Source organism: Candidatus Hydrogenedentota bacterium (assembly GCA_019695095.1).
Taxonomy (GTDB): Bacteria; Hydrogenedentota; Hydrogenedentia; order Hydrogenedentales; family SLHB01; genus JAIBAQ01.
On record JAIBAQ010000187.1, the window covers coordinates 1 to 11,347 of the forward strand.

Here is an 11,347-nt window from a genome sequence, read left to right on the forward strand (position 1 = left end):
TCGCGGCCAATGCAACATCGGACAGCAACACGAACTGCCAGAAGTCATCATCCTCCTGCGGTTCTTTGCAGGAAACGGCTTCCGTTCGGTCCACGGAACGGATCGAAGCAATCGGAAGCATGAAACCAGAGAGTCCATTGAAGATGGCTTTTACCCAGGAACAACGCGCGCGGTACGAGCGCAACGTGCTTATTCCGGGTCTCGGCGAGGCCGGGCAGGAACGGCTTGCGGCGTCGCGCGTGGCGATTGTGGGCCTGGGCGGCCTGGGGAGTCCGGTGGCGTTGTACCTGGCGTCGGCGGGCGTGGGCACGCTGGGCCTGTTCGACTCGGACGTAATCGAATTGTCGAACCTGCAACGGCAGGTGCTGCATTCGACGCCGCGATTGGGCCAGCCGAAGATCGATTCCGCCGCGGAAACGCTCCGGGCGTTGAACCCGGAGGTGAGGCTGCACACGTCGCAGATGCGCATTTCCCGGGAAAATGCGGAGGATACCTTGTCGGCCTACGACGCGGTTGTCGAAGCGACCGACAACTTCGAGTCGAAGTACGTGATTAACGACGCGTGCGTGGCGCTGGGCAAACCGTTCGCGACGGCGGGTATTCTGGCGCTTTCGGGCCAGGCGATGTTTGTGGTTCCGGGGCAGACCGCGTGTCTGCGGTGCGCGGTGCCGCACGTCCCGCAAGGCGTCCCCACGACGGGACAATTGGGCGTGCTCGGGGCCGTGCCGGGCATTTTGGGCAGTGTCGAAGCGATGGAGATAATTCGGTGGATTATCGGATGCTGGAAGCCGCAACCAAACGGTAGCGGTCTTCTGCATCGCGTGGACGGCGAAACCATGCGCTTGCATACCATGAGAATTCCGCGCCGTCCCAACTGCAATTGTGTAAATCAGGGACTGACACAAGCGAAGCGTAGCGTAGACGTGTCTGTCCCTGATTTACACAATGACACGCCGGATGCAACCGATGAGTGAGATTGGAAGACTGACACAAGCGAAGCGGAGCGTAGACGTGTCTGTACCTGATTTACACAATGACACGCCGGATGCAACCGATGAATGAGATTGGAAGACTGACACAAGCGAAGCGGAGCGTAGACGTGTCTGTACCTGATTTACAGTAAGCAACAAGGAAAGAGAGGCGTTTCCCGCGACGTTTGGAAACGTCTCGACAAGAGACAATGACGCAACAGACCGATATCCCCGCGGACCCGCTGATTATCGCGGGCCGCACGTTCCGTTCGCGGCTCATGGTGGGCACGGGCAAGTTCCCGTCCAGCCTTGCGCTGAAACAGGCCCTCGCGGGTTGCGATGCCGAGATCGTCACCGTGGCGTTGCGGCGCGCGGACCTCAACAATCCCGGCGGCGACAGCATCCTCTCCGTGCTCGATCCCAAACGGCATCTGCTGTTGCCCAATACGTCGGGCGCGCGCAATGCCGACGAAGCCGTGCGGCTTGCGAAGCTCGCGCGCGCGGCGGGCTGCGAGCCGTGGGTGAAACTGGAGTTGACGCCCGAGCCGCGTTACCTGTTGCCCGATCCCATCGAGACGCTGCGCGCGGCGGAGATGTTGCTCAAAGAAGGCTTCATCGTGTTGCCGTATATCCAGGCCGATCCGATTCTCGCGAAACGCTTGGAAGAACTGGGCACGGCGACGGTGATGCCGCTTGGCGCGCCCATCGGCAGCAATCGCGGACTCAAAACGCGCGACATGATTCGCATCATCATTGAACAGGCCAACGTGCCGGTGGTCGTGGATGCCGGACTCGGCGCGCCGTCGCACGCGGCGGAGGCCATGGAATTGGGCGCGGACGCCGTGCTGGTGAATACGGCGTTGGCCGACGCGACCGATCACGAGGCGATGGGCCGCGCATTTGCCATGGCCACGGAAGCGGGCCGTATGGCGTACCGCGCGGGACTGGGTCCCGAGCGCGTTACCGCGGAGGCCTCGTCTCCGCTCACCGGTTTCTTGAGCAAAGCATAACGCCGGCCACCAGCCGGCTGTTTCCCATGGAGTCCTTACGAGATCATGTCCTTCTTGACGGAATTGGAAGCCTGGCCCGCTGAACGGGTCCGGGCATGCATCGAGGCGGCGACAGTCGATGATGTCGACCGCGCCATCGCGCGCGAAGAACGCACGCCTCATGACCTGTGCGCGCTCTTGTCCACGGCGGCGCTGGAACGTCTCGAACCGATGGCGCAGGAAGCGCATCGCCTGACGCGGCGGCACTTCGGGCGCGTCATCAAAATGTATGTGCCCATCTACATTTCCAATGTGTGCGGCGCGGATTGTACGTATTGCGGCTACGCCGTGCGATCGGGCAACAAGGAGAAGCGCCTGACGCTCACCGAAGCCGAAACCCGCCGCGAGTGCGAGGTGTTGGCCGCGCAAGGATTCCAAAGCCTGTTGCTGCTGACCGGCGAGGCGCGGCAGGCCGTGCCGCCCGGTCAGATCGCCGACGCGGTGAGCATTGCGCACGAGTATTTCCCGTCCGTCTCCATCGAGGTCTATTCGCTTAGCGAAGACGACTATCGGCTAATGGTGGATCGCGGACTCGAAGGCGTCACGCTGTATATGGAGACCTACGACAAGGCCACCTACGAGAAGGTCCATTTGAAGGGCGAGAAGATGGACTACCTCTTCCGGCTCGACGCGCTCGACCGCGCGGGTCGCGCGGGCGCGCGGCGATTGGGTGTCGGCGCGCTGCTTGGCCTGTTCGACTCGCACATCGATGCGTTCTGGACGGCGATGCACGCGCGCTACCTCCAACGAACATGCTGGCAAAGCGAAGTCAGCATTTCGTTCCCGAGGCTTCAACACACGCCCGAGCGGTTCAGCATTCCGCGCCTTGTCAGCAATCAGGATCTGGTTCAATTGATGCTGGCGTCGCGCCTCTTTCTGCCGGAGGCGGGAATCACCATTTCGACGCGCGAACGGCCTCCGTTCCGCGATCGGTTGATTCCGCTCGGCGTAACCATGATGAGCGCGGGCAGTTCGACACGGCCCGGCGGTTACGCCACGCACGGCGAAGACACGCTCGAACAGTTTGAAGTGGAAGACACGCGTACGCCCGCGGAGGTTGCGGCGGCCATTCGATCCTTCGGGTATGAACCGGTGTGGAAAGATTACGACTACGGGTTTGCGGGAGTAGCCGGAACGGGAAGTATCTCGTAGATAGAATGCCCGCGACTTGTGTCATGCTGAGCGAAGCGAAGCATCTGGCAAAAGTCGCTAAGCCAGAAACAGATTCTTCGCTGCCGCTCAGAATGACAATTAAGGAAGAGCCTTCGCTCGGCTCCAAGTCTAAGCAGGAGGTTTCATGCGAATCACCTTGAACGGCGAATCACGCGACATTGCCGACGGCATGACCGTACAGAAGCTGCTCGATAGCCTGAGCTTTACCGCAGACGCAACGGTAGTCGAGCGCAACTTGGACATTCTCGACCGCTCGGTTTATGCGACCACTTCATTGAGCGACGGCGACACGGTCGAACTGGTCCGCTTCGTGGGTGGCGGCTGATGACCCATGCGGAGCGCATGACGCGATTCGACGAATCGGACCTGTACGTTGTCATCACGGAGCAGTTCTGCGCCGGACGTTCCTCGCTTGCCGTGCTTGAGGATGTGCTGCGCGCGGGCGTGACGCTCGTGCAATTGCGCGAGAAGGAAATGGACGACGGCCCGTTGTTCGAACGTGCGCTCGTGTTCCGCAAGGCCACGCGGGAAGCAGGCGCGCTGCTCATCATCGACGACCGGCTGGATGTCGCGCTGGCGGTTGAAGCCGATGGCGTGCACCTGGGCCAGACCGATCTGCCCATCGCCGCAGGGCGGCGCATCGCGCCGGACCTCATTATCGGCGGCTCGACGCATTCGCTCGACGAAGCGCTCGCCGCGCAATCGGACGGCGCAAGCTATGTAAACATCGGGCCGATCTTCGCGACGCAAACGAAGCAGGTCGCGACAGGCGTGGTCGGGCCCGCGATGATCGACGCGATTGTCCCCAGCCTCACCATCCCGTGGACCACGATGGGCGGTATCAAGCTGCATAACATTCACGAAGTGCTGCAGCGCGGCGCGCGTCACGCCGCCGTGGTCACGGCAGTCACCGCCGCGCCCGACGTGTACGAAGCGGCCATGGAATTGCGCGATGCCATGCTCGCGGCGCGGCGCTAACCGTGGGTGCGCTCTACGATACGCCGGTCTACTACGAATTGGCCTTCTCGTATCGCGACATCGAGGAAGAAGTCGATGTGATGGAGGAGGTCATTCGCCGCCATTCGCGCCGTCCCGTGGGGCGTGTGCTCGAGGTGTGCTGCGGTCACGCGCCGCACATGCCCGCATGGCTGCGGCGGGGATACGAATACGCAGGGATAGACCTTAGCCCGTCCATGGTCGCGTATGCCGAATCGCGCGCCGGGCAAACGGGCGGCAAGGCTGAAGTCCTTCGCGCCGACATGACGTCCTTCTCGTTGCCGCGCGCGGTGGATTTCGCATACCTGCCGTTGTCGTCGCTCTATGTGAAGAACAGCGATGAAATGGACTCGCACTTCAATGCAATGGCCGAAGCGTTGCGACCCGGCGGTGTGTATCTGCTCGAATGGTGCGTCAATTTCGATCCCTTTGTTGACATCGTCGACACGTGGGAAATCGACCGCGAAAGTGTGCACATCGACGCCAGCTACTACATGCGTTGGGTGGACCGCGTCGAGCAGTGTGTGGAAGAAACGATCCACCTGTGCGTGGCTCATGACGGCAAGGAGTTCGAGTTGGAGCAGAAAGCGCAACGGCGCTTGGTGTTTCCGCAAGAGTTTCTCGCGTTCATTCGCGCCCACCATGCATTCGAATTTGTGGGATGGTGGAACGACTGGAATCTCAATCTTCCCGTGGAAGGTTCTGAGCCCGCGCACCGGCCGATTACGGTGATTCGCAGGGTATAGTCGAGGTCTACATCGCTCTCCAAGAAATAGAGCCGGGCGCACACTCCCGCGAGAAGTATGCGCCCGGGTTTTGCTTTCAGAGCTGTTCGCGGCTGTTACTTGGCTTCGCGTTTGGATTTCGCGGCGGCGCGCACGGCTTTGGGTCCGCCCGATGACAGCGCCTTGAGAATTTTCGCTGCACCGGCGGCGTCGCCGCTCGCGGCCATGCTTTCCGCGATCAGCAAGCGCGCCTGCGCGACCGCTTCGGCAACGCGCGGATTCTTCTTAATCTTGCCCTTCACCAAGGCTTTGTCGGCGTCTGCGCCGCCGATTTTCCCGAGGGCAACGACGGCACTGTACGCGAGCTTTGCATCGGCTGACGACAGCAACGGCGCGATGGCCGCGACCGATGCCGGCGAACGGCGTTCGCCCAGCGAATTCACGATGCCGATCTTGGTGGCGTCGTCGACTGCGCCCAACGCTTCGGCGAATGCCTTGTCGACCGATTCATCGGCTATGCGTTCGAGGGCATAACGCGCCATGTCCGCCGTCTTCGCGTCGCGCAATAACGGGGCAATCGCGGCCACATCGGCGGGACCTGCCGCAAGCCACAGTTGACGGCACACAAACTGTTTGCAGTCGTAGGTTGCATCCGTCGCGAGCATGGCCGTCAATTCGGCGGCGGCCTCCACGCGCTTCTTGTCGTCGCCCAGGCATCCGCGCACCCAATCGGCAACGGCGGTCAACGGTTCGCGGCTGTCGCCGAACTTGTAGTTCTTGATAGCGGGCAGCGGGCTCTTTTCGTCCGCGGCAACGGCCGTAGCCGCCGTACCCAATATGGTGGAAACACTCATGGTGAAATCCTTCCCTTAACAGGCCGCGTTACCGGCCTGGTTGCATTTTCGTCGATTCAACGTGTCGCGGTTCGTCAGCTCGGCAGGGTCCACGGAGCGCGCATGGCCCGCATTAGCATACGGTCTGCGACGGGATCGTTGACGAACTGTTCCTTCGCGGGATCCCAGAACACCTTCTTGCCTAGCCGCATGGAGATGTTGCCAAGGTGCGCAATGCTGATGGCGCGGTGCGCCGCATGAATGGGCGCAATCGTCTTCTCGCGCGTGCGAATGCATTCGATGAAGTTGCGCGCGTGGTTCTTGTCGCCCTTGCCGAGTTTGACCTCGTTCGCGCCGATTTCGCTGTCCTTCAGCGACGCGGGTTCCGTTTCGAGCACGTTTCCGCGATCGACGAACACGGTGCCTTTTGTGCCGATGAACTTCGTTCCCATGGGGAACAGGTTCGACACGAACATGGTGAATCCGTTTGGAGCCAACGGGCTTGCTCCCGGCGCAAAGGTGCATTCGAGCAGATAGTCCGTCGCGGCATCCCACAGACCGTCGCGCGGGAATTGACCTCTTGCCTGGACGGCGACAGGACCGGTTTCTTCCGTGCCCATGCCCCAGTTCGCGATGTCGCAATGGTGCGCGGCCCAGTCGGTGAGTTGCCCGCCTGAGTAGTCGAGAATCCAGCGGAAGTTCCAGTGACAGCGCTCCTTGGTATACGGGGCCCACGGCGCGGGGCCAAGCCACATGTCGTAGTCGAAACCGTCAGGTACCGGCATCTCGGGTTGTGGAGCGATCGGCGATCCGGTGGGCAAACCGACGCGGACCGTATGCACTTCGCCGATACGGCCGTTTCGAACGAGTTCGCAACCCTTTTGGAAGTGCTTTTCCGAGCGTTGCCAACTGCCTGTCTGCCACACGACGTTATAGCGATGCACGGCGTTGACCATCGCCTGACCTTCGTGGATTGTCAGCGAGAGGGGCTTCTCGGCGTACATATCGAGGCCCTTCTGCGCGGCATAGATTGCGGGAATGGCATGCCAGTGATCGGGTAGCGCGATGGAAAGGCAATCCAGGCCTTTGTGTTCCATCAGGTCCCGGAAGTCGTTGTAGTCCTTGCAGTCCTTATTGCCGTACGAACCGTCGATGATGTCTTTCGCGTTAAGACGATGGTTCTTGTCGACGTCGCAGACCGCGACGATTTGCAGTTCCTTGTTGGAGAGGAAGCCCTTCATGTTGCCGGTACCCTGGCTTCCCACCCCGAGGCATCCCATCACGATGCGTTCGCTCGGCGCGACATTTCCGGCCTTGCCAAGCGCGCTGGAAGGCACAAAATAGGGAAGGCCTACGGCTCCCACGGCTGCCATGGTGCTCCGCTTCAGGAAGTCCCTGCGGTTCACGCCGGTTCCCTTCCGGGAATTGCTGGACACGTCTTTTTCTTTCATAACCCAATCCCCTCTTTTTGGCTGGCGCCGGCCATCCCGGCGGATGCAGGCGCGAACGAGCGATTATGAGATATCGGGGAGCGGCTTTGCACGTAAATAATTCGCAAAGGTGGGGGGTAACATTTGTCCGCGAATTGAGGGGTGGTTCAAATGCCGTTCACGCTATTTTGCCGCTGCAACGAGGCCCGGATCGGGATAGAGCGAATGGTAAGCGGCGTAGTTGCCCAGAACCTTCTTGACGTAATCCTTGGTTTCTTCAAACGGAATGGTATCGATGAAGACTTCCATATCCGTTGAGGGATGTGTCTTTCGCCATTTGGCGACGTTACCGGGGCCCGCGTTGTACGAGGCCAGCGCAAAGACGAGATTATCGTCGTTGCGTTCGATCATCCGCATCAGGTAGTACGCGCCGAGCCGCAACGAATTCGCGGGATGGCTCAGGTTGTTGCTGTGTTCGTTTTGAACGCCCGGCTCCACCTTCATTAGCCAGTCCGCCGTGTCGGGCATCAACTGCATGACGCCCGTCGCTCCCGAACGCGACACGACCCGCGGCTGGAACACACTCTCTTGGCGTCCGATGGCCAGCAGCAAATAGGGGTCGACGCGCGTCTCCGAGGCGATCTCGCACACCTGGCTCCAGTAAGCGCGCGGATACAGAACGCGAAGACGTTCGGGAGTGGGAACGCCATTCTGAATACCCAATTGACCGCGCTCGACAATCTGCGTGGCCGTGGCGGCCAAGCCCGCCTCGGATAGCGCCAGACACACGGCCATCTGCCCGCCGTATTGGTCGGGTTGCGCGAGGAGCATCAGCGCTTCCCATTCCGCTTCTTCAAACCCGTGGTCCGCAAAATAGAACAACCGCTCGCACCACGCGTTGTCGCGATAGGTCACATCGGCTTCCGGCGACGACTTGATCGGCAACTCGATTGGACGCACAAATGACTTCAGTCCGTTGATGGTGGACCCGCCCGCGCCCGGGTTATCGCGTAGTTCATACAGGCGTTCCATGGCGCGGTGCGCGTAGAAATCGCCGATGCCGCGCAAGGTTGCTTTGACGTAATCCGCCTTCGCCGCTTTGAGATTGTTCTGCTTTTCGTGCGCGAGTCCGCTGTCGTAGGAGGCCGCCGATACAAGTGGACTGCGCGGATAGTGCTCCAACAACTGCGCGTAGAGTTCTCCGGCCTTCTTGAACTCGCCCTTGCCTCGCAGTCCTTCAGCGGCGGCGATGAGCGCATCGTCCGCGCGCTCCTGCTTGGGGCAGGTCTTTGCAAGGCGAAGATACTCGGCAATGGCCTCGTCCAACTTCTCCTGCTCGGCATAACGGCTGGCCAGCCACCACAAGGCGTCGCTGGTTTCTTCGGTACGCGCGTAGTCCTTCACCAATTGGTCGAAGGCTTCTTTGGCCGCTTCAGTTTCCTTCGCACGGAAGAGACTCCGCGCAATGTGTGCGGCCGCCAATCGTCCCCACATGGTCTTTGCATAGGAAGCCGCGACTTCGCGCAAGACTGCCCGGCCGGGTTCGGTATCGCCTGCAGCCAACTGCACTCTACCGTTGAGATAAGCGTACTGTGCGGCCCTCTCGGCGTTGGTATCGGCGACCATAGGCGCAAGCGCCTGTATAACTTGGCTTGCTTGCCCAAACTCGCCCGCCGTCACCATGACCATCGCGGCGTCCAAGCGATGTTGGACATCCGGAGAAGCGGATAGCTTCTGGGCGAGCTCCATGCGCACGCGCGGGTTCCGCGCTTCCGCCAACATTTGAGCGTACAGGTTGTACCCCATCTGCTTGGAGTCATCCGATGCAGTGAGGCAGTCGGCAAGCATCATGCGGTATTGATCGACCCAGCGCGACGGCACTTGCGACCAAGCGACATCCCAAATCAATTTGGCGGCGTCGGCGGGGCGTCCTGCTTGTTGAAGAAGTTTCGCGAGTTCGGCCTTGGCCATCATCGTGACGGGATCGCCCGCAGGCCCGTCGGCGAAGGTCTGGAGTTCGGCCATGGCGGCCGCGCTGTCGTTCGCTTTTCCGTGCAGGACGGCCTTGCGAACGCGCGCGAACGCATTAAGCGGACCTTCTATCTGGGCGCATTCATCGTAGGCTTTCGCGGCATCGCCGTACTTTGTTTGGTATTCGGCGATGCGCCCGGCGGTATAGCTGTCCTCGCCGGGCAGCGTCGAAAGAATGGCAACTCCAACTAGAATTACTGGGGACACGTCGCTTTTAATCCTCTTTTGAACCTCGAAATCAGCGCCGTGTGACGAAGAATGCCGCGCACTGCAGGCCGAGGGAACGGGTTACGGTACCCGAACGGGTTTTCCGGAAGCTGCGGACTTCCAGGCTGCTTCCGTGACTTCGATGGTTCTAAGCCCGCATTCCGGAGGTGTCTGGGGAACGTCCTTGCCAAGAATACAATCGACGAAATTCGAATCCGGGTTCTTGGCGTACTTCGGCAATTTCACCTTGACCGGTTTACCGAGCGCGTCTTGCTGAATGAGGCCCACTCCTTGGCGCAGATAGAACGCGCCCTTGCTGCCGACGATGGTGTGATCCTCATACCACGCAGGCGCGTTGCCGATGATCGACATGCTGCCGAGCGCGCCGTTCTCGAACTTCATGGCCAGCGAAGAATTGATATCGATCTCGCAGCCAAAATTCTCTTGTTTCGCGAAGACTTCGCGCACTTTCATTCCAGTCACCCACATCACGATGTCGATGAGATGACTGCCGGAATCGTTGATCTGGCCGCCGCCCGATTCGGACTGTTTCTGGCGCCACGTCCCTTTTGTGAGGCGCAGCCATTCCTGCGATTGGATGGCCTGCACGTATTGGACCTCGCCGAGCTTGCCCTGGGCAATCTGGTCGCGCATGTACCGGAACTGCGGATCGAAGTGGCGCTGATAGGAAATCATCAACACACGCTTGGCCTTCTTGGCTTTCGCGATCATTGCCTTGGCGTCTGCGATGGTGCACGTCATGGGTTTCTCAGAGAGGACATGGATGCCACGATCCAGGCATGCACACGTTTGCTCGTAGTGGACCGTGTGCGGGCTTTGTACGACAACGCCGTCGAGGTCTTCCGCCTTGAGCATGGCGCGGTAGTCGCGATACACGGGCAGCGATTCGGACCCCGGGCATTTGGCGTAGAACTTCTCAAGCGATTTCTTGCTGGGGTCGTTGAGGGCCACGACTATGGCTTTGTTCGTCGCCAGCAGACGGTGATAGTGCCCCGGAGCAATTCCGCCCGCGCCAATGAACCCGATTCGCAATTTGGTAGCCATCGCTTATGCCTTTCCTGGTGCGGCAAGATTCGCCGCAGACTGCGGCGAATCGTAGCAACCCGTGGTGGGGTTGTCAAAAGAACGTGCGGCGTCTACCACGCCGATTCCTCGGGAAAGACACTGTTGTATTTCACGCTCTTGCGTGGGGATTCCATCATGGATTCGACGGTATCGCGCCACTTGGCGTAATGGGCCGTCTCCTTGTGCTGCGCGGGCGCTTCGGGCGTGCGATAGGCCTCGACCAACACGAACCGGGACGGTTCATCCTGTTGTTGCACGACGTCGAACCGGGCCACGCCGGGTTCCTTCAGGCTGTTGCGGGCGTTTTCGATGGTTGCGTTCTTGAAGGCTTCGACGCAGTGGGCTTTCACGTGTACGTGTACGAATACGACCAGCATAATTGACTCCTCCCTTCCGATCCGGATAGCCGCAGCCTCTTCATTCGCGATTAGAGCCTTCACTATAGCACGGCTATTGACGGAAGGACGCCGACTCGCTTGAGTTGGGAGGAGATGCGCACCTAAGAAACAAGCCGTGTAAGTTGCTTTCGCCCTTACAGGGCTTACGTTGGGTGGGGACATGTACCTGGGGTTTCGATTCGCGTCCTGGACGCGAATCTCACCCCAGGCTGGAGTCTGACGTGCCTACGGCACTCAAGAAGAGGGACAAAAAGAAAAGACAAGGAGAAAGGAGTGGACGGTGATTACGGATAGAGTACGGCGACCGCTGAGTTTCCTCGTCTGCGCCAGCAAGAGATGATCGTCAGGATGTTGGTTGGACTTGTCATGCGCTGCGTGTTACTCGCCAGCGGCGGTGTACGCCACGCACTGAGGAGTTGTCTTTCTGAGTCAGGCTGTCATCGTGAGC

At 60.3% G+C, this 11,347-nt stretch carries 11 protein-coding genes; 6 read left to right on the forward strand and 5 right to left on the reverse strand.

Annotated features, from left to right (window positions below; all coding sequences use genetic code 11):
• Nucleotides 1-119 precede the first annotated feature (119 nt).
• From K1Y02_21550 to K1Y02_21575, 6 genes are all read left to right on the forward strand, one after another.
• Entirely contained in the window at nucleotides 120-974 is an 855-nt protein-coding gene (locus K1Y02_21550; protein MBX7258962.1) for a HesA/MoeB/ThiF family protein, read from the forward strand.
• 206 nt (nucleotides 975-1,180) lie between these two features.
• Entirely contained in the window at nucleotides 1,181-1,981 is an 801-nt protein-coding gene (locus K1Y02_21555; protein ID MBX7258963.1) for a thiazole synthase, read from the forward strand.
• 45 nt (nucleotides 1,982-2,026) lie between these two features.
• Nucleotides 2,027-3,172 carry a 2-iminoacetate synthase ThiH gene (thiH, locus tag K1Y02_21560; GenBank protein MBX7258964.1) on the forward strand — a complete coding sequence of 382 codons (1,146 nt, stop codon included), beginning with the start codon at nucleotides 2,027-2,029 and terminating at the stop codon, nucleotides 3,170-3,172.
• A gap of 145 nt (nucleotides 3,173-3,317) precedes the next feature.
• Nucleotides 3,318-3,518 carry a sulfur carrier protein ThiS gene (gene thiS, locus K1Y02_21565; GenBank protein ID MBX7258965.1) on the forward strand — a complete coding sequence of 67 codons (201 nt, stop codon included), beginning with the start codon at nucleotides 3,318-3,320 and terminating at the stop codon, nucleotides 3,516-3,518.
• A complete protein-coding gene (gene thiE, locus K1Y02_21570; protein MBX7258966.1) occupies nucleotides 3,518-4,171 on the forward strand; it encodes a thiamine phosphate synthase in 654 nt (217 codons plus the stop codon). The genes thiS and thiE overlap by 1 nt, the downstream gene beginning before the upstream one ends.
• A 2-nt stretch (nucleotides 4,172-4,173) precedes the next feature.
• Nucleotides 4,174-4,935, forward strand: coding sequence for a class I SAM-dependent methyltransferase (locus tag K1Y02_21575; protein ID MBX7258967.1), 762 nt, complete (start codon nucleotides 4,174-4,176; stop codon nucleotides 4,933-4,935).
• A gap of 95 nt (nucleotides 4,936-5,030) precedes the next feature.
• Here the strand turns inward: K1Y02_21575 and K1Y02_21580 are convergent, their stop codons facing one another.
• The 5 genes from K1Y02_21580 to K1Y02_21600 all read right to left on the reverse strand — a co-directional run bounded on the left by K1Y02_21580 (nucleotide 5,031) and on the right by K1Y02_21600 (nucleotide 10,878).
• Nucleotides 5,031-5,768: a HEAT repeat domain-containing protein gene (locus K1Y02_21580; GenBank protein MBX7258968.1), complete on the reverse strand. Its 738-nt coding sequence runs from the start codon at nucleotides 5,766-5,768 to the stop codon at nucleotides 5,031-5,033.
• Nucleotides 5,769-5,842: 74 nt separating this feature from the next.
• Complete coding sequence (locus tag K1Y02_21585) at nucleotides 5,843-7,198, reverse strand: Gfo/Idh/MocA family oxidoreductase (GenBank protein MBX7258969.1); 1,356 nt, start codon at nucleotides 7,196-7,198, stop codon at nucleotides 5,843-5,845.
• Between the two features lie 162 nt (nucleotides 7,199-7,360).
• Nucleotides 7,361-9,415, reverse strand: a complete 2,055-nt coding sequence (locus tag K1Y02_21590; protein ID MBX7258970.1) for a transglycosylase SLT domain-containing protein — start codon at nucleotides 9,413-9,415, stop codon at nucleotides 7,361-7,363.
• An 81-nt stretch (nucleotides 9,416-9,496) separates the two neighbouring features.
• Complete coding sequence (locus K1Y02_21595) at nucleotides 9,497-10,480, reverse strand: Gfo/Idh/MocA family oxidoreductase (GenBank protein MBX7258971.1); 984 nt, start codon at nucleotides 10,478-10,480, stop codon at nucleotides 9,497-9,499.
• A 92-nt stretch (nucleotides 10,481-10,572) separates the two neighbouring features.
• On the reverse strand, nucleotides 10,573-10,878 hold the full coding sequence (locus K1Y02_21600; GenBank protein MBX7258972.1) for an antibiotic biosynthesis monooxygenase: 306 nt from the start codon (nucleotides 10,876-10,878) through the stop codon (nucleotides 10,573-10,575).
• Nucleotides 10,879-11,347: the final 469 nt, after the last annotated feature.

Bases quoted from the DNA above. Each gene is read 5' to 3' on its own strand.
- thiS (MBX7258965.1), top strand. From the start codon at position 3,318: ATGCGAATCACCTTGAACGGCGAATCACGCGACATTGCCGACGGCATG.
- K1Y02_21550 (MBX7258962.1), top strand. From the start codon at position 120: ATGAAACCAGAGAGTCCATTGAAGATGGCTTTTACCCAGGAACAACGC.
- K1Y02_21555 (MBX7258963.1), top strand. From the start codon at position 1,181: ATGACGCAACAGACCGATATCCCCGCGGACCCGCTGATTATCGCGGGC.
- K1Y02_21595 (MBX7258971.1), bottom strand. From the start codon at position 10,480: ATGGCTACCAAATTGCGAATCGGGTTCATTGGCGCGGGCGGAATTGCT.
- K1Y02_21585 (MBX7258969.1), bottom strand. From the start codon at position 7,198: ATGAAAGAAAAAGACGTGTCCAGCAATTCCCGGAAGGGAACCGGCGTG.
- thiE (MBX7258966.1), top strand. From the start codon at position 3,518: ATGACCCATGCGGAGCGCATGACGCGATTCGACGAATCGGACCTGTAC.
- thiH (MBX7258964.1), top strand. From the start codon at position 2,027: ATGTCCTTCTTGACGGAATTGGAAGCCTGGCCCGCTGAACGGGTCCGG.
- K1Y02_21580 (MBX7258968.1), bottom strand. From the start codon at position 5,768: ATGAGTGTTTCCACCATATTGGGTACGGCGGCTACGGCCGTTGCCGCG.
- K1Y02_21600 (MBX7258972.1), bottom strand. From the start codon at position 10,878: ATGCTGGTCGTATTCGTACACGTACACGTGAAAGCCCACTGCGTCGAA.